General features: G+C 68.8%; 12 protein-coding genes. 1 reads left to right on the forward strand and 11 read right to left on the reverse strand.

Translation table 11 applies throughout. From position 1 onward, the window contains the following. Positions 1–9: 9 nt before the first annotated feature. From OHS59_RS27860 to OHS59_RS27890, 7 genes are all read right to left on the reverse strand, one after another. Positions 10–312, reverse strand: coding sequence for a hypothetical protein (locus OHS59_RS27860; protein WP_328496094.1), 303 nt, complete (start codon positions 310–312; stop codon positions 10–12). 74 nt (positions 313–386) lie between these two features. Continuing rightward, positions 387–1,271, reverse strand: coding sequence for a rhamnogalacturonan acetylesterase (locus OHS59_RS27865; protein ID WP_328496095.1), 885 nt, complete (start codon positions 1,269–1,271; stop codon positions 387–389). An 88-nt stretch (positions 1,272–1,359) separates the two neighbouring features. Further along, positions 1,360–2,076, reverse strand: coding sequence for a hypothetical protein (locus OHS59_RS27870; RefSeq protein ID WP_328496096.1), 717 nt, complete (start codon positions 2,074–2,076; stop codon positions 1,360–1,362). 178 nt (positions 2,077–2,254) lie between these two features. Beyond that, on the reverse strand, positions 2,255–2,776 hold the full coding sequence (locus OHS59_RS27875) for a hypothetical protein (RefSeq protein ID WP_328496097.1): 522 nt from the start codon (positions 2,774–2,776) through the stop codon (positions 2,255–2,257). Then, positions 2,773–3,285, reverse strand: a complete 513-nt coding sequence (locus OHS59_RS27880; RefSeq protein ID WP_328499389.1) for a SigE family RNA polymerase sigma factor — start codon at positions 3,283–3,285, stop codon at positions 2,773–2,775. Before OHS59_RS27880 ends, OHS59_RS27875 begins: the two co-directional genes overlap by 4 nt. Before the next feature lie 577 nt (positions 3,286–3,862). Further along, entirely contained in the window at positions 3,863–4,057 is a 195-nt protein-coding gene (locus tag OHS59_RS27885; protein WP_328496098.1) for a DUF397 domain-containing protein, read from the reverse strand. Continuing rightward, a complete protein-coding gene (locus OHS59_RS27890) occupies positions 4,054–4,902 on the reverse strand; it encodes a helix-turn-helix domain-containing protein (protein ID WP_328496099.1) in 849 nt (282 codons plus the stop codon). Before OHS59_RS27890 ends, OHS59_RS27885 begins: the two co-directional genes overlap by 4 nt. A 246-nt stretch (positions 4,903–5,148) precedes the next feature. Between OHS59_RS27890 and OHS59_RS27895 the strand changes: the two genes are divergently transcribed. Further along, entirely contained in the window at positions 5,149–5,769 is a 621-nt protein-coding gene (locus OHS59_RS27895; protein WP_328496100.1) for an ATP-binding protein, read from the forward strand. Between the two features lie 102 nt (positions 5,770–5,871). On the opposite strand, the gene OHS59_RS27900 is transcribed toward OHS59_RS27895, so the two are convergent. Genes OHS59_RS27900 through OHS59_RS27915 form a run of 4 tightly spaced genes read right to left on the reverse strand, consistent with a single transcriptional unit; the run spans position 5,872 to position 17,682 of the window. Further along, on the reverse strand, positions 5,872–7,728 hold the full coding sequence (locus OHS59_RS27900; RefSeq protein ID WP_328496101.1) for a DUF1998 domain-containing protein: 1,857 nt from the start codon (positions 7,726–7,728) through the stop codon (positions 5,872–5,874). Continuing rightward, positions 7,725–11,000, reverse strand: coding sequence for a helicase-related protein (locus OHS59_RS27905; protein ID WP_328496102.1), 3,276 nt, complete (start codon positions 10,998–11,000; stop codon positions 7,725–7,727). The genes OHS59_RS27900 and OHS59_RS27905 overlap by 4 nt, the downstream gene beginning before the upstream one ends. After that, positions 10,997–12,904 carry a UvrD-helicase domain-containing protein gene (locus OHS59_RS27910; RefSeq protein WP_328496103.1) on the reverse strand — a complete coding sequence of 636 codons (1,908 nt, stop codon included), beginning with the start codon at positions 12,902–12,904 and terminating at the stop codon, positions 10,997–10,999. Before OHS59_RS27910 ends, OHS59_RS27905 begins: the two co-directional genes overlap by 4 nt. After that, positions 12,901–17,682, reverse strand: coding sequence for a DEAD/DEAH box helicase (locus tag OHS59_RS27915; protein ID WP_328496104.1), 4,782 nt, complete (start codon positions 17,680–17,682; stop codon positions 12,901–12,903). The genes OHS59_RS27910 and OHS59_RS27915 overlap by 4 nt, the downstream gene beginning before the upstream one ends. Positions 17,683–18,082 lie beyond the last annotated feature (400 nt).

Below are 18,082 nucleotides of genomic sequence, written 5' to 3' on the forward strand. Positions count from 1 at the left end.
CGAATGGTCTCAGCCCCGCCGGTCTGCCACGGCCCACGACGCCAGGGCGACGGCCCCGGCGGCCCCGAACACCGCGGGCCACGCCCCGACCTTCTTGGCGAGCGGATGGGATCCGGCGAAGGCGGCGACGTACGCGACGGACAGCGCCCCGGCGGCCCACCCGCCGGCCTGCTGCCGCCACCGCTGGGCGGCCGCTGCCCCGGCGGCGGCGAGTACGACCCCGCCGAGCTGCCGCTTCCTGGTCCAGCGGGCGGCCCCGTACCCGCCGATGAGCCCACCGGCGGCCACCACCGCGGCCGGTACCTTCGCCATCACTGCCTCCTGTGCTGCCGCGTCCGTCGATCAGCCGAGACTAGCCCGCCGGTCCACCAGCTCGCCGACCCGGCCTACCGGGCGCCCGGCAGCACCTCTCCCGACAGCGGCAGCCCCAGCCCCGCCACCGCGCGGGCGACCAGGCGGGCCATCTCGACGGCGCCCCGCTCCTGGAAGTGGGTGTTGTCCTGCACCCCGTCGGGGAAGTTCGGATACTGCCCCGCGGCCAGCCAGAGGAAGATCCCCTTGGAGGCCTCGACGCCGATCCCGTCGAGATAGGCCCGGCTGGACGCCGAGAGATCGACCAGCGCGGCCCCCTCCTCCTGCGCGACCGCCTTCGCGGCGTTCACGTACTCGGGGAAGGAGACGTTGAACTTCCCGGTGGTGGCGTTGTAGGAGCGCCGCGAGACGGGCGTCACGACGACCGGTGTCGCGCCGCGCGCCCGGGTGCCCCGGATGTAGTCGTTGCGCAGGTACTCCTTGTAGTCGCCGGGGGAGGTGTACCGCTCGGCGTTGCCCACGGTGGCGTCGTTGTGCCCGAACTGCACGAAGAGGTAGTCGCCGGCCTTGATCACCTGGTGGATCGCGGCCAGCCGCCCCTGCTCGATGAAGGAACGCGAACTGCGCCCGCCGATGGCACGGTTGGCGACGGTGATGTTCGAGGTGAAGTACGAGGACAGCTTCTGGCCCCAGCCGGCCTGGGGGTAGTAGCCGGAGCTGTAGGTCTGCGCGGTGGAGTCACTGGCGATGTAGAGGGTCCCGGCCGCCGCCGCGGCGGCACGAGCGGTACCGGGCAGACCCAGAGCACCGAGGACCCCGGCACCGGCCGCACCGCCCAGAAACCGTCTGCGACTGCTCGCCCGATCGCCCGCCCGACGATCGCTGTCGCTGTCGCTGTTGCCGGTGCTGTGACCGTGGTTGTCGCCGTAACTGTTGCCGTTGTCGCTGCTGCGGCTCATCTGACCTTCCCTTTACGGGAGTTGGGGGGATGTCAGAGCTTGGTGGCAGCAGTGGACGGAAAGGTTGCCGGGTACGGAGCGCCGCCGTTCACTGCTGGGTGTCCGCGAGCCAAGTCCGCCAGACACGACGGCTGTTGGGCACCTCGGGCCGGTCCAGCAGCCACAGCACGTACCCGGCGTGCAACCGGGCCCAGGGGTTCTCCGAACGCCGGGCCGCTTCGAGCCGTACGCGCAGCGGAGGCCCGTCGACGACCCGGGCGATGCGCACGTACTCGCGGTCCTTGCAGCGGTACGCCCGCCGCACGACGATCTCCACCAGGTCGATCAGCTTGGCCCGGGCCACCGGATCCCGCCCGATGGAGTCCACGGCCAGATGCCGGATGAGCAGTTCCTTCGTCCCCCACTCCTTGGCGGTGAGGGTCCACTCATCCGGAAAGCGGGCTTCCCACTCAAGGAAGAGCAGGGCGTAGGGCAGCCCCGGCCACGAGGCGATGTCCTCGTGGTCGAATCGGTACCACACACCGTCGGGCAGCGAACGGCTCCCGACCCGCAGACGCTCCTCCCAGGCCGACCGCAGGGCCGGAACCTCGTACGGGTTCTCCACCCCCTGCTCCTGCAACCTCAGCAACGCCGAGTTGAACCGCGCCGCGGCCTCCGCCGTCGCCTTCCTGGCGGAGGCCAAGTGATCGAGTGCGACGGCCCGTTCGGCCGGATCCTTCGAAATCAGTCCGTACGTCCAGGCCAGCCGCTCGTCCCACGCCCGGGCGTCGTCCATGTCCGCCCCGCGCCCTTTCTCATGCCCCATGGGACAGATCATCCCCGAGTGCGCCGGGCCCCGCCCCTCCGGGCACCGGTACCAGGAGGGAACGGGAGGGAAAGGGAGCGGATCGAGCGCAAGGATCCGGGAGCGGATCAGAGACTGGACCAGGGAGTTGACCAGGGAGTTGACCAGAGGGTGACGGTGACCCAGGAGGTGCTCCGGATCAGCCGGCGCAGAGCGTCACATTGACGGTGTCGCCTTTGGCCACTGTCTTCGGGCTGTGCGGGTCGACCTGGATCACGGTGCCGGGCTTGCCGTACGTGCCGCAGTCCGCCTTGTTGACCGTGCCCAGCTCGGTCTGGGTCTTCGCGATCTGCCCCTTGACGTCGTCCAGGCTCCGGCCGAGGAGCTCGATGGGGATGGTGAGGCCCTGGGGGTGGGCGTACAGCAGCGTGGCGGCGTCCTTGTCGGGTGCCGCGGTGATGGTGGCGGCGGGGGAGGACTGCGCCGAGTCCGAACTGCCGGTGATGGAGGCGAGGGCGGTACCGCCGCCGGCCACGATGAGGGCGGCCGAGATACCGGCTATGAAGGTGGCCCGCTTCCGGCGGGACCTGCGGGCGATACCGGACGCGTCGAAGCCGGGCGCGTCGGCGGAGTTCGCGAAGTCGTTCATGGCGTTCACCAGTTCCTGCTCGAATTGTGTGTGATCGCCGCAGCCGAAGGGCCGCCCGTCATGCGCGTTCATCGGCGTCCTTCCATGGGCTGCGGCGAGGAGGGTGGGGAGGAGAGTGAGGGGAACTGGCTCCGGAGCTTTTCCATCCCGCGGGCGAGCTGGGACCGTACGGTGCTCTGCGAGATCCGCAGATCGGCGGCGATCTCGGCGTCGGACAGATCGTGGAAGTACCGCAGCACCACGACCGTCCGCATCCGCATCGGCAGCCCCTGCAGGGCGCGGACCAACTGGTCCCTGCTGTCGATACGTCCGTACTCGTCGCCCGGAGCCGCCAGATCGTCGCCGACCTGCTGCGGAGCCACGCGACGGAACCGCCGCCACCGGTCGTTGGCCAGATTCACCATGATCCGCCGCACGTACGCGTCCGGGGCGTCCTTGCCCGCCACCACCCGCCACTTACGGCAGACCCGCTCCAGAGTCTCCTGAACCAGGTCCTCAGCGGCCTCACGGTTCCCGGTCAGCACAAGAGCCCCACGGAACAGGGCGGCGGCCCGAGCATCGACGAACCCACGAAAATCCATCTCCGCGGCCTCGACCTCGCCACGCCCACCGACCCCCCGATGCCACCCACTCACCAGATCCACACGCCCCTCCCTTCCTGTCACCCCCCTCGACGGAGAAGCCCGCGCTTCTGCTGCACGGGAGCAAAGAGACTTGGGTCACAGGAGCGACGGGACGCGACGCGAGACGGGGCCGGGGGGAGAGAGACACCCACCGGGCCACCAACGCAGCCGCACCGCCCCAGCCAAGTGGCAACCACACACAGAAAGCCGCTGAGCCAGCCCGGCGTACCGGCGAGACGCGACTGCGCCCGAAAACCCCGCCCCACAGCCCAACCAACCCACCCGCAAACACGCCTGGTGGGCCCCCACTCTTCCGGGCCGCGCGCTCGCTTCCAACCCGTGCTGGAGCGGGCCGAGTCAAGGGTGAAGCGAAGCGCAATCGCCGCAGGCGACGGCCGCAGGCCGCCCTTTACACGGCCCGCGGAAGCACGACACTCCCAAGAAGCGGGCGGCCCAAGCAGCACTTTGGAAGCAGGACTCACGAACACCCACTCGGCTCCACGGAGCTCAACTCATCCAGTCATCAGAGGTGGCCCTACAGCACCCGTATGAATGCCTGCCAGGCGTACGCACGGACAGCCACCATCGGTCCGCCCGCTCGCTTGGAGTCACGCACGTGCAAGCGGCCATCGACGTGGGTGCACTCGACGCACTCGCCGCCCGCACCGTTGCTGTAGGAGGACTTGAACCACGACGAGGGGGCGTCCGGAGCGGGCCGCACAATCTTCATCCTGCGTATTCCTTAAGAACGGACTTGATCAGTTGGGCGGAGCGTTGAGGGCTCAGGGCGGCGGCCCTCAAGCCGTCGAAGGCCCTGGCGTACTCCCGCACATGATGCTCCCCTTCGAGGTAGACGGCATCGGTGATGCCGTCCCGGTACACGATGTCCGGGTCCTCCTGGTCGGGGAAACCGAGCATGGTGAACGATCCCGTTGCCGGGTAGGTTCCTGAGTCGAACGGGAGGATCTGCAGGGTCACACTCGGCAGCTCCGAGCACTCCAAGAGACGTTCGAGCTGTTCTCGCATCAGTGCCCGCTCCCCGATGACATTGCGGAGAGACCCCTCGTTCACGACGAACCAGGCGTCCGGGGCTTCAGGCCGCGTCAGCATGCTCTGGCGCTCCATGCGTACACGCACGGCCCGTTCGATGTCCTGAACCGAGAGATGGGCCCCCGTCGTGTGAAGTTCGCCGGCGTAGGCCGGAGTCTGCATGAGTCCGGGAAGCAACTCGCACTGGTACTGGCGGAATGTGGAGGCCTCCTGCTCCAGGCCGATGTAGATGGAGAACCACTGGGGCACTCCCGATCCGTGCTCCTGCCACCACCCGCGCGTTTTGGCCTGCCTCGCAAGGGACTTCAAGAACTCCCGCAGCTCGTCGCCGGTCTCGTAGTAGCGACACAGCGCATCGATGTCGGACGGCTGGACCCTGCCGCTTCCCGTCTCCATCCGATTGACCTTGGAACCGCTCCAGTCCAGAGCCGCACCGACTTGGGCGCAGGTGAGGGAGTTGGCCTCGCGCAGCTTCTTCAGCTCGATCGAGAGGCGACGACGGCGTGCCGTCGGTGAACCTGCCACAACAACCCTCTTTCAGATAGCGGGTGTTCAGTCTTGCGCCAAGGGGGTCGCCTGCCAATCACTCGGAAGTGGGAATCCCGCCGTGCACATTGCATTTCGGGATGGGATCACGTCATTCTTCCGGTGAAGCGACTCTCTGTGATCTCGCGTGACGCTCTGCTGTTCATGTGAGGTCAGGGGAGTAGACATGCGACGAGAGGGGCCCTCGTGATTCGGGAAGCCTGTGTGTCACCTGGCCGGTGGAAGATGCAGTTCCTGGCGGAGGCCGAGGAGGTGTCGGCTCTACGTTCCGCCCTACGGGGCCACCTGGGCCGCTGGGGCCTGGATGAACTCATCGACACGGCCCAGCTCTGTGTCAGCGAACTCGTCTCCAACGTGATCACCCACGTCGGTCCCGGCACCCCCGCCACATTGATCGTGAGCAAGGAGGGAGCCGGCTTGCGCATCGAGGTCCATGACCCTGACACCCGCGCGCTCCCCACACTTCGCAACGAAGGCGTCGACTCCGAGTCGGGACGGGGTATGGACCTCATCACCGCTGTGACCGACCGTTGGGGTGTCCAACTCCTCGCCGACATGAAGATGACCTGGTGTGAGCTGACGATGACGCCGGTCACCCGAGATCACCCGGTGTCGATTCCTGGCGTCACCCGAGCCGAAGCGCTGTTGGACCTCTACGCAGAGGTGACGCGGACGGACGAGTTGGAACCGAGTCGGCTGAGCACGGCCCTGGCCGAGGAGGCCGTGATCGATGTCATCACGGATTTCCTGCACTGGCTTCGTGCGCACGGCTCCGACGAGGAAGAGGTGTTGGACCGTGCGCAACAGCGCTTCGACAATCAATCTGCCATGACAGTGATGAGCTGAATGAAGCGCCTGTCCGGCTCCGTTCCAAAAACCGTCCTCGACCTTGGAACGTGCGTGGTGCGGGACACCGGCGTGGGCAGGTGTCCCGCGATCCATCGAGTGTCAGGGGTGCAGTATGGCCGCGAAGAAGCCCAGGTCCGGTTCTTCCGGGGTACCGACGAGCAGCGCGCGGTCCAACAGGATGTTGTTGTGCTCGCAGCTCGTCTCCGGGAGCATCACGCAGGCGTGGCAGGCGGCGAGGTTGGTACTGCCGGTGCCGGTGGCCTCGGACTCGATGCACAGGGGATCGGCGGAGCACCACTGCGCGCGGTGCACGGCCGAGCGCAGTGCCTGGGCCAGCCGTGTCGGCTCCCCCTGGGCGACGACACCACCGAGGCTGCCCGCCGAGTCGCTGGTGGCCGTGTATATCAACAGACCGGCCATCGTCTCGTCCGCGTACAGGCGCTCGCGTAGGGAGGCGGCCGGATAGCCGGCGTCCAGGCTCCACTCGTTGATCAGCGCGTGGGCCAAGGTGTGCAGCAGCACCATGCGAGGCTCCGCGGGCGAATCGGGGACCTGCGCGGGGTCGGAGGCCCGCTCCCGCAGCAGCCGCTCGTGGTTGGCGCGGATGCGGTCGGTCCGGGCGGCCACCGCGCTGGAGGCGGCCCACCTCTCCAGGCGGTCGTCGTCCAGGCGTAGGAAGACGCCCTCACCGTGGACCTCCATGGCGGGCAGCCAGGTGGTGGGCCGCAGGGACAGCGCCGCCTCGTGCACCTCGACGTTCGAGTCGGGGGCGGTGACGCGGGAGAAGGCTTTGAGCGCGCGGACCTCACGCAGACGCTTGACGAGCATCGGCGTCGTCACGCCGGTGGGGAGGAGAGGGGCCGAGTCGCCGGACGGCGGCTCGCACACGAACTGCTGACGTCGGTCCTGGTCGGCCTCGGCGTTCCCGGCACAGAGACGTTCGTACTCCTGCCTGCGCAGGGCGAGGTAACGGTGGTTCTGCCCGGTGGAAGACCCATCGGGATCGAAATCCTCCTGGTCCTCCGCCTCGATCAGGGCGAGAACGGCGTCGGTGGGGATGTCTTCGTTCGGGAACGCTCCCTTGAGGTAGATCTCCAACTTCGAGGGATCGTCGGCGTACTCGCGCAGAGTGTCCCACCGCCCGGAAAGACGATCGGCGAGGCCGTCGCTCCAAGGCGGGATCGACAGCGCGGACTTCAGGACCGGGGACCACACGGCCGACGAACCACGCTGGAGCGTGCGCGGCAGTTGGTCGCACGTCTCGGCGGGCGCGTCCTTCAGCCATGGGCGCCGTCCCGAGCAGGGAACCTTGAGCTCGGCGAGCGCGGAGCGGCGGAACGCGCCTTCCATCGAGACCTCGGGCACGCCGCAGGTGCACGAGACGAGGACGGAACGCAGCGAGGCGGTACGACCGGAGGTACGCAGACGCAGCTCGCCGCCGCAGTGGCCGGACGCGCCGTCCGCCCGATTGCCCCGATGCGCCCACTTCCAATAGGGGAAGTCGTCGAGGTGACCGTGCTCGCACGCCACGACGAAGCGGGAGGGGACGAGGTCCTCCTCGCAGTCGGTGCAGATGTTCTTGCCGGGCGGTGGGTTGAAGCCGCGCACGTGCTGGAGCGCGTCGCAGCCGGGGCAGGAGTGCCACAGCGGGAAGCGGCGTACCCGGATGCCGTCCTTGCTGTCGTCGTTCGAGGCGGGGGGCAGCCGGAAGTGCTGGACGCCGAGGATGCGCGCCAACCGGTGCTCATGGATGATCGGCGCCTCGTCCAGGCGCCACGCCTCATGAGCACCGTCGAGGCCGGCCACGACGAACGACTCGTTGTCGACGGCGATCAGCGAACCGACACCGTAGGTGGTGATCATTTGGGCGCGGCGCACGGCTCCCCGTCGGGGGAGGTTGTGCCGGGGAGCGGTGGCGCCGGCGCCACCACGGCGACGGGCGGGGGGCGGGGTCATCGGGAAGCCTCCATGAAAAGGGCGGACTCGGCGTCGACGTCGCGCAGACTCCACAGGGTCGACCAGGCCTCGGCGTCCTCCGACTCGTCGTCGTACGCCTTGAGAAGGGACGGTGTCCTGTTCCCGCGCACGGGTTCGTAGAGAAGGCCGCCGAAGCGCTCGGCCTCCTCCACCCACCAGTTCACGAATTCGTCGTAGGCGGCGGAGGTCGCGTCGTACTCCTCCTCGTCGACTCCCTGTACGCGAGCCATGAGGATCGGCTTGATCTCGTGACGAAGGGTGTCGAGATAGTCGGCGATGCGGCCCGCGCCGTCGTTCGGTCGCGCGGCGGGGATCAGGATGCGGGCCAGCGCCACCACGACGGCGTGCAGACCACGGTCACGCGCCCGGGAGGAGAACGGTGTCACGGACGTCGACTCCACCTCTCGGTACAGGGCCGAGTGGAAGTGCAGGAAGTTCTCGTAGTGGGACCGGTCGCGGGAGCGCGTCGAGTTGAGCATGACGGCGACCAGACCGGGGTGGGAACGTCCGACCCGGCTGGTGGCCTGGATGTACTCGGCGGTGGTCTGCGGCTGACCCATGACGGCCATCAGGCCGAGCCGGTCCACGTCCACGCCGACCGAGATCATGTTCGTGGCCAGCAGGACGTCCACGGCGTCCGGGTCGGGATAGCGCCGCTCGATCTGCTTGAGCCGGGCCGGGATCGCGCTGGCGTCGATGCGGCTGGTCAGTTCCGCGTACCCGTCCGTGCGGCGCGGAACGTCGAGCCCGTCCCGCTCGGCCAGGAGGTTCAGGTACGACTCCACGTCGTCGTGCACCTGGAGTTCGGCCGCGGACAGCAGACGCAGGCTGTTGAAGTAACCGACCAGGGTCCAGTAGGCGTCGCGCACCTCGTCGGTGGTATCGGTGCGCATCGCCTGGTGCAGGAGAGTGGCGTAGGTACGGATCAGCAGGGTCGACTGACTGGTGCCGGGGGCAAGGAGTCCGACGTAGCGCCGACTGGCCTTCTCCTCGCGTGGCGTCTCGACGGCGAACCACGAGTCCCGCGAGTCGAGACCCGCCGGTGGGAACTGCCGCACCTCACGGTCGAACAGCGCCTTGCCCTGTTCCCCGGCCCGACGGATCGTCGCCGTGGACGCGATCACCTTCGGCTGGTCGGCGAGGGCGTCGACGGCGGTCTCGTACAGACCCGTGAGCGTGCCGAGCGGGCCGGAGATGAGATGCAGCTCGTCCTGCACGATCAACTCGGGAGGCGGCGTGCCGTCGGAGCGGTCACGGTTGAAGAGCGCGGCGGTGCGCTCGCGCCACGGCATCGACGCGAACTTGTCGACGGTGGCGATGACGAGCGTCGGCCGGGCGGCGTACACCGCTTCGTCCACCAGATGCACGGGCAGACCGGAGCCGGAGGCGAAGTCGCAGCCGTCGCCGGGACAGCGTACGTACATGCGCCGCTTGTCCTCGTCGACCTCGTAGTCGTCGGCGTCCATGGCGGTCCCGCACCACGGGCAGTAGTGGAGCTGGGCCGGGTTCTCCTTCTGCAGGGTCTTGCCGGCGCGCAGCTCGTCGAGCTTCCCGGCCGCGACCTTCAGCTTGTTGGGCGTGGCGGACCTGCCGACCCACATGCCGATCGAGATCTGCTCGGACCCCAGCGTCGCGGGGTCCTCGCGACGCATCAGTTCCATGGCGCAGATGAGGATCGTGGCGCGTTCGAACTGCTGAAGGGTGAGCAGCCGCAGCGTGTAGCGCATGAGGACGGTGACGCCGCCACCACGCTCCTTACCCTCCTTGCTCTCCTTGCCGCGGATGCGACGCAAGAAGGTGGTGAAGGCGATCAGACCCAGATACGCCTCGGTCTTGCCACCACCGGTCGGGAACCAGAGGAGGTCGGAGATCCGACGGTCCTCGTGATCCGCGTCCTCGATGCCGGTCAGGCACAGCAGGACGAACGCGATCTGGAAGGGGCGCCAGCGGCCTGACGTGACGTCGGGGTCGCCCGGTCGACCACCCCGTACCCAGTCGGTACGCGCCCGCTGCTGTGCCATGGCCCGGTTGGCGAGACGGAAGGCGTGCATCACGTCGGGTTCGGAGCGCAGCAGCTCGATGCCCCGGCGGATACGACGCAGCGCCTCGCGGCAGGCGCGGATCTGCTCGCGGGCGGCGTTCTCGTACGAGGTGCCGATCAGCTGGGAGGCCTCCGCGTCCTTCCGGGCGATCCACTGCTCGTAACCGTCGGCCAACCCTGCGAGGGCGACCAGCACATCGGCGTCCGGGCGGGTGGCGAGGTCGTGCATACGGAGTGCGGAGGCGTCGATCTCCGGGTTGGAATCGGTCAGCAGCACCTCATGCGTGGGCAGGAACTCGGTACGGACCTCGGGCACCGCGGCACGTTCTATGTCGGTGATCCCGACCTGCGACGCATTCCAGTCCCAGGCGGCCGAGCAGCCGTGCCCGACGGCGAACGTCGGGGCGTGCCGGTGCAGGAGCCGACTGGTCTCCAGTTCTTCGTCGACCGCACTGAGGGCGGCGGGGCGCTCGACGAAGGCGGAGGACCCGTCGGCGGCGGTGACGACCAATCGGGGCTGGAAGAGAGCGTAGGCGTCCTGCAGCTCGCGCTCGCCCACCTTGTTGCAGTTGATCAGGGTGACCGTGACGGTGACGGTTCCCGAGGCGCTGGGCCTTCGGACCAGAACGTCCAGCTTCACGCCGTCGGCCAACTCCGGCTTCGGGTCCAGCCGCCCGGGGCGGGTGACGTCGACCGGCACCTCCGGCAGGTCGAGCACCCGACGCCGCCAGTGTTCACGCTGGTCGACGGTGGTCCGCGACTCGGCCCGTTTGGGCGCCACCTTGCGGCCCTCGGGGTCGACGGGGTCGTACATGGCGGCTCGTGCCGTCACCATGATCGTGTCCGTCTCCGCCGGATCGACGGCGAACGTCAGACCCATGCTGGAGGGCCTGCGGTCCCCGGCCGATGGCAGCTCGGCCGCCGGGGCCGACTCGTCCGCGCTGTCGTGGCTCAGGACCGGGGCGACATCGAGTCCGTCCTGTTCGGCCTCGTCCTCCTCGACCTCTCGCCGCGCGGTCGCGCCGGCGGGCTGCGGATACAGCACGCCGATGGGGTAGACGGTGATCGGCGCGTCCTGGGTGAGGACTTCTTCCCGGTCCTCACCGACGGCGTCGTCGGCGGGACCGAGCAGGTCACGGCGCAGCCTCTCGACGAGGGCCTCACGGGCCCGGTAGTGGGCGTCGTGGCGTCCGGTCGTGCTGTCGGTCATGCCTTCTCGTCTCCCTTGTGAGCGCTCGAAGCGCGCCGGTAACTGCCCAGTCCGTCGAGTCGGGGGACCATCCACACCCCGTGGTCGCCGAGCCCGGCGCGGATGCCCGCGGCGGCGCTGCCCGCGACCGTCTCCACGCAGCCGACCCGCAGCCCGGCGATCTCGACGGGCCAACTCACCTCCCAGTTCCGGGAGACCTTCTCCACCGCGTGCAGATCCCCGCGGAAGCTCTCCGACACCTCGCCGATCTCACGGCCGCGGTGGTGGAGCCCGTAGGGCGGGCTCTGGTCCGGGCCCATCGGCAGCTCGTGGCGCAGCCGCAGGGTGATCTCGTCCCCGGGACGTACGTGTTCGAGCAGGTACTCCTGCACGGACAGGGCGGTGGCGTCCGGCAGGTCCGCACCCGGCGGCTCCTCCCGGTACACATCCCGGTCGGCTGCGGCGATCCCGTACCGCTGGTGCGCCTTCCACCCGCCCTTGTAGAAGCGGTCCGTACGGCGCTCCCTGCGGATCCGGGCGGTGTCCGGCGGGCGTACGTGGCAGAGGTCCGCGCGGGGCCGGGTCATCGCGACGTACAGCGCGCGCGACTCCGCGGCCGGGTCCACCACGGTGTGCTGCTTGCGCAGCTCGGCCAGGGTGGGCGGGGTCAGCAGGATCACCCGGTCGTACTCCAGGCCCTTGGCCCGGTGGACGGTCGAGACGACGAGCCGGGACGACTCCGGAGGCGCGAGTTCGTCGGGGAACCGGCCGTCGGCCACCGCTCGACGCACTCCGTCCAGCTCCAGGAACCCGCGGGGCCCCCGCGCCACACCGCGCAGGGAACGCCAGACCTGGGCGGGGTCGGTGCCGTCCGGCAGCGGGATGTCGGCGACGATCTCCAGGAAGCGCGCCTCGGCCAAGGTGGGCGCACCGGCGCGACGAAGCAGCTCGGCCACCCAGTACGGCACGGGACGGTCACGCAACGACCGCTTGAGGCTGTGGTCGACGCCGTGGGAGGCGAGCAGTTCGGACACCGCCAGGGCTTGGCGGTTGTCCCGGGTGAGGATCGCGCAGGTGTCGGGGTAGACCTGCAGGGCCGTCAGGGTCGACGGGTCGTCGAGGAAGCCCAGGTCGGGGAGGACCGAAAGCCGGCCGCACAGCTCCCGATAGAGACGTTCGCTCTCCTTGCCCGCGCTGTCCGGGCCGAGCCGCTGGATCTCGGGACCCAGCGACAGGGCGGTCCGCGCATCGGGTGTCTCGGCGCGGAAGTTCTCGGTCAGGTGCAGCTCGACCAGGTCGTCGGGGTAGGAGTTGCGTAGCCAGGTCAGGAAGTAGTCGACCTCGGCGGCCCGGGCGTCCGGGTCGTCGATCTGGAAGCCGTAGATCGACTGCGCGGAGTCCCCGACAACGGTGAACCCGCACGAGTCCTGGAACTGGTCGAGCAGGGTCTCGACCATGTTCCGGCGGTCGCCGACGAGGTCCTGCACCTCGTCGATCACCACATGGGAGGGCCCTCCCGTTTCGCCGGCCTCGACCGCTCCCTTCTCGATCGCCCGCGTCGCCTCCCTGATCCGTTCGTCGAAGGTGCGGTGCCCCCACTCCTCGTCCGGGTACGCCTGGGTCAGCAGGGCGTACGCCCAGGAGTCGAAGGTCTGGACGCGCACCCGTCGGGCTCGCTGCCCGTGGGTGGCGATGCGATGACGCAACTCGCGCACGGCGGCCCGGGAGAAGCTGAGCACGAGGATCTCCCCGGCTTCCAGCGCTTCCTCCTCGTGACCGACCAGGGCGTCGAGACGCCGGACCAGGGTGTGGGTCTTGCCCGACCCGGCGCCGGCCGTCACCAGGACGCGCGCGTCCCAGGGCCGGTCGACGACGGCCCGCTGCTCGTCGGTCAGCGCCGGGCTGTCGGCGTAGGCGTCGATCACTTCTTGCTCCAGAGGTGCTCGAACTGCGTGAAGGCGAGGGCCTTGCCGTAGTTGGTGATGTTGTCGCGAACGTTGAGGATCAGGCAGGTGTCCTTGCCGCCGTTGCGGGGGCCACGTAGACCGCGCCCGATCATCTGCTGGTACACGTTGGGGCTGTAGGTGGGGCGGGCGACGACGACAGCCCGCGTCGCCGGGGCGTCGAAGCCCTGGGTGAGGACGCCGTAGTTGGTGAGCACCCGGGTGCGACCGCTGCGGAACGCGTCGATCCGGCGGCGGCGGTCGGAGGTGGAGGTGGCCGAGTCCACGGCTGCCGCGCCGATGCCCTGGTCGTTGAGCTTGGCCGCCAGGAACTTCGCATGGCTGACGGAGGTCGCGAAGACGAGTACCGGCCAGTCGTCCGGCATGGTCCTGATCTCGGCGATGATCCGGTCGTTGCGGTCGTGGTCCTCCGCGAGCCGCTGCTCGGCCGCCTTGGACAGGATGCTCAACTGCTCGGCGCGCTGCTGCTCGTCCGGGGTGAGCTCGATCGTGCCGCCGGTGAGTTCCCGGTGCTCGACGCGGGCGAGCATGCCGAGTTCCTGGAGTTCCGCGTACGGATCACCTGTCGTGAAGACTCCCTCGTCCAGACGCGTGCTGCCGAACCGCCGGACGAGACGCTCGGTCTCCTCGACATTGGTGTTGCGGAACGGGGTGGCCGTCAGACCGAGCAGGTGCCGGTCGGTGCGGGACGCCGTGAGACCCATGTGGGACAGGATCTCGGTGTACTGCGGGGCGATGGCCATGTGGGCCTCGTCGACGATGACGAGCGCGGCTCGGCGCAGCCAGGCGTAGGCGTCGGTGTCGAGGCAGACCCGCAGCTTGGCGTCCGTGGCCACCACGAGGTGCGGCCGGTCGGTGACCGGTCCCGCCTCGTTCGTGGTCCAGAGCCGACTGATCACGAGTGGTGTCTCCGCGCCGACCTTCTCCCACACGAACTTCCAGCTCTGCACCGCCTGTTCGCACAGTTCTTCGCTCTGGGCGATCCACAGGATCGGGCCGTCCAGCTTCTCCACCTGCTTGACCCAACGGATCACCGCTTCCGCCGCCACGCGCGTCTTGCCCGCGCCGGTGGGCAGGGACAGCATTCCGCGCTGCGGGGCGATGCGGTCCAGCATGGCGAACACGTTGGTCGCCAGCCGCTCCTGGTAGTCGTGGAGGCGGGGGAACTGGGTGGGACCGGAGACCTCGATCCGGGGGTCCAGGGAAGGTGCCCTGACGCCGGCGAAGGAGTCGGGGAAGTCGAGGTCGGAGACGAAGGCGACCGCTCGGGAGCTGCCGGAGAACGACGACGGGGCGTTGGACGGATAGTTGACCTGGAGATCCCGGACGTGGACCTGAAGTATGCCGTCGCCATGGGCGTTGAACGCCAACTGCGCGATGCGGGACCCGGAGGGCTCCGCCCCACCGAGAGCGGCCTTCTCGCTGTCCAGCAGCCCGGCGGGCAGCCCGGCGCGCAGGGCGTCGGCACCGATGAGCAGCTCCAGCTTGGTCACCACGTTCTCGGCCCCGCGCACCGCCTTCAGTGTCTCCTGGACCTTACGGTTCTGCTCCTGCTGCTCCTGTGCGTCGAGCACCTGACGGCAACCCGCCTCACGGAGATTCAGGCGCAGTTCGCGGTCCACCGCGACAAGCGCCTCCAGGTCGGTGACGGGCTCCAGGACCAGGACGGTCGTGCCGTCCAGTGCGCTCCTCAACGGGGTGGCCTTCATACCGTTGGGGGTGCGCAGGACCTCTTCCAGCTCGGAGCAACGCAGCAGGGAGTGCTCGTTGGATGCCTTGCCCACCCTCTGTCGGAGCGTGGGGTAGGCATCGCGCAGCGGGATCGGCTCACCGGCGGCCACGTGCCGGGTCTCCTTGCTGATGACGTCCGCGTACGGCAACATGCCCCACTGCTTGACGAGCAGTGCAGCGTCTCCGGGGGTGGCGGTGAGCAGGGCGGGGACCTGCTCGGCGCGCAGCGCCTTGTACTCGGCCGGCGTGGCGGCCACGGCGATCTCGCCGTCCTCGCGGGTGCTCCACTCGGTGCCGACGCGACACCGGGTGAGGGAGTCCTCCGGGAAGGCGACCTCCAGACGGGTCAGCATCACGTACATGTTGCCGACGAAGGCGTCGTCCTCGCTCTCCTTCAACTGCTCCAGGAGCTGGGCCCAGTGCCTGTCCGGCACCTTGTCGAGGCTGACGGGAAGCCCCAGTTTGCGGGCCTTCTCAGGGCTGATCGCCGCGACCGGCAGCAGGTCACGGTAGGCATCGAGCTGCGGACCGACGGCATCGCTGAGCGCCTTGAGGCCCTGGGAGGTCCTCACCCGGCCGTGGCGACGCAGCATCCAGCGCAGGGGTGAGGCGAGGGGCTGTCGTGTGTTGACCTGGGCGCCGAACTGGCGTGTCCAACGGTCGATCACCGAGTCGTCGGACAACGTCGCCACGAACGCGGCCTTCGCCTCGTCCGACATCAGCGGTAGCAGGTGAAGGGGACCGCCCACAGCGGCGCCTTCGAGCTTCATGCGGTTGAGCTGCGGCCGGGCAGCACGATCGTCCAGCTGCCCCAGGGAACGCTCGTAGGCCCACTCGCGGTACTCCCGCTCGAACCAGTCCTCGCCCTCCGGCCGGTATCCGCCCGTCGGTCGGTCGCGCAGGCCGACCTCGCGGAAGAAGCCGGCGTCGTCCGAGTGGAAGCGCATGTCGACCGTGAGGGACGGGTCGGATCCGGCGGTCACCACCGGACCGGGGAGCATCGTGCTTCGCATCGGACGGTACGTACCGTCGGCCACCCGGACGTGGAGCGTGGTGAGGGGCGTCGCCACCCGGGAGCGGACCTCGTTGGAGACGTGGCTGCCTCCCGCGCTGTGGAACAGCTCCCAGAAGTGGTTCCAGTCCTGGGGTGCGTAGTTGTCGAATCCCTGGTCAAGGACGCCGACGAAGCGACCGCGCGCGTCCGCCTCCTGGATCCCGACGGTGTTCAGGGCCATCGACAGGGAGTCGTCGTCGGACAGCCCGGCATGGACGTACACCAGGTCGTCCTTCAGCCCGTCCTGGACCGATCGCCGGAAGACCTTACCCGCGACCGGCGCCACGAGGCCGTGTTCCTCGGTGAGTACAACGTGTGCCCTGCGGGCTTCGACGGCGTACGGGGACGCCATCCCGATCATGTCGGCGACGATCCGGATCGCGGCGGCGGAGGCCGCCGGGGTTCCGTCCGAGACGAGCGCCTCCAGCCACTCCTTCACCGTGGAACGGTTCAGCTCGGCGGCTTCCAGGATGTGCTTGACCTTGCCCGCGCGCAGGTTGTCGGCCTCCGCGGAGGGGTGCAGCCAGTCCGCGGGACGGCCGGCGTGGGCGTTCCACATTCCCAGCCACCGCACCTGATCCTTGGGGGTGGCCTTGCCCAGATCCGGAGGGAAGTTGAGGTCACGAGGGGTCTGCAGGACACCGTCCTGGTCCGGCAGGGAGGGACGCTGCGCAGTCGCCGCCCAGATGTGTCGGGTCAGGTAGCGGTCGGCCCAACTGACGGTTTCCGACTCGCGAGCACGACCGGGCAGCAGCGGGAGATAGGCAGCAGGGTCCTCGGCGGGCGCCAGCTTCGGCAGGGAGTCGACGACGAGGCGTGCCCCGACCTGGATCAACTCCTCGTTGAAGGGGGACGAGTCCAGCAGGTTCTGCCGGTCCTCGTTGGTCTTCCAGGCCCCGTTGAGGTATCCGCTCAAGGTGATGTCGTACTTCGTGGGGAAGAACGACCAGAACTTGCCGCGTCCCCGGGGGGACGTCAGCAGGCCGGTCGCCTCGTCCCTGGTGTATGCCTGGACCGCCCAGGAGACGTCGATGGCGATCCGGTCGTGCATCTCGCCGGCGCTGAGACGGGCGCGCTCCGTGGGGTGGTGCGTGTGCGTGAAGACGTTCCACCGGTGGGCCACGGCGGGGCTTCCCGTCCGCTGCTCGTGGACGATGCGGGTGTGACCGTCCTGCTCGGTGCTGAGCACCCGTCGGACCACCGGACGAAGACGCCGGTCCTCAAGGGTCACTTCACCCACATGCGGGGAGAAGAGCTGGAAACCGGCAGGGAAACTGTCCCGTACCGGGCTGATCCCGTTCCCTTCCTTGCGGGGAGAGGGAACGGCATGCATGTCGTAGGCCAACTTCTCGTCGGCCTTGGGGAGCAGCGGCAGGCGGACCACCGTGGTCGCCCACTGCATCAGCTCGTCGAGCGTCCGGTCCTTGCCCCGCTCGGCCGCCTCGTCCAACGGTCGGGCCATACGCAGCACCGGCGCCTCGAAGCCCTCACCGAGACGCTCGACCCCGGGCACCTGTCTGATCTGCTCGTACGCCCAGCCGCGGTCGAACCCGAAGCACCCCGTACGACCGAAGAACTCCGGCGCGTCCGACACGACGAGCACGGATTTCACGCCGACGCCGAAGCGTCCGATCTGACCGCCCCTCTTTCCGGACATACTCATCCGCAGAATGGTCTCGGCACCCTCGGGGGTGACCGGAGTTCCCTGGTTCGCGCAGTAGAGATGCGTATCCGTCAGGACGACATGCACCTTTCCACCGGGCTCGGCGGCGATCTCGTCGGCGGCATTCTGGACGAGTTCGAAGAGCTGCCGGTCACCGTAACCACCCTGGGTGATCCGTCTCTCCCCGTTCGCATGTTCGGGAATCAGTCCGGGGTCGACGCGATAGGTCTCCAGGACGCGGGCGGACTGTTCGACGACGGTCTTGATTACAGGCGTTTCGACGTCGGCCACGGGCGGGACTCCATTCGGGAACGGCGAGCACGAGGAAGGGCGGGAAACGGTCACCTGGAGAGCTGGCCAGGCGTGGTGCGGGACGATGAAGTGCGTGGTGGGTGGAGTGCCGCTGCTCGTGGGGTCAGCGGTGACGGTGAGGACAGAGACGCGGAGTCCGAGCCGATGGTTCCTGTTTCTCTGTGACCCAGAGGGAGGAAATCGTTTCTTCGGCGTCGCGTCGAATGCGCAGGAGTTCCGTGGGGCCGAGCGAGGACGCGAAAATGGAATGGCTGGTCACGGGAACCTTCGTTCGTGGCGACAGAGACTGCTCGTACAGGACGAGATGGGCGCACGAATGGGGGAGGCCTGGTGACCTGCGGCGCACTAAAACCAAATGCGAAAGAAAGAGGGACGTGGC

Source organism: Streptomyces sp. NBC_00414 (assembly GCF_036038375.1).
GTDB lineage: Bacteria > Actinomycetota > Actinomycetes > Streptomycetales > Streptomycetaceae > Streptomyces.

Excerpts from the sequence above, each read along its gene's own strand:
- OHS59_RS27860 (WP_328496094.1), bottom strand. The coding sequence starts at position 312 with ATGGCGAAGGTACCGGCCGCGGTGGTGGCCGCCGGTGGGCTCATCGGC.
- OHS59_RS27865 (WP_328496095.1), bottom strand. The coding sequence starts at position 1,271 with ATGAGCCGCAGCAGCGACAACGGCAACAGTTACGGCGACAACCACGGT.
- OHS59_RS27870 (WP_328496096.1), bottom strand. The coding sequence starts at position 2,076 with ATGGGGCATGAGAAAGGGCGCGGGGCGGACATGGACGACGCCCGGGCG.
- OHS59_RS27875 (WP_328496097.1), bottom strand. The coding sequence starts at position 2,776 with ATGAACGCGCATGACGGGCGGCCCTTCGGCTGCGGCGATCACACACAA.
- OHS59_RS27880 (WP_328499389.1), bottom strand. The coding sequence starts at position 3,285 with ATGGATTTTCGTGGGTTCGTCGATGCTCGGGCCGCCGCCCTGTTCCGT.
- OHS59_RS27885 (WP_328496098.1), bottom strand. The coding sequence starts at position 4,057 with ATGAAGATTGTGCGGCCCGCTCCGGACGCCCCCTCGTCGTGGTTCAAG.
- OHS59_RS27895 (WP_328496100.1), top strand. The coding sequence starts at position 5,149 with ATGCAGTTCCTGGCGGAGGCCGAGGAGGTGTCGGCTCTACGTTCCGCC.
- OHS59_RS27900 (WP_328496101.1), bottom strand. The coding sequence starts at position 7,728 with ATGACCCCGCCCCCCGCCCGTCGCCGTGGTGGCGCCGGCGCCACCGCT.
- OHS59_RS27905 (WP_328496102.1), bottom strand. The coding sequence starts at position 11,000 with ATGACCGACAGCACGACCGGACGCCACGACGCCCACTACCGGGCCCGT.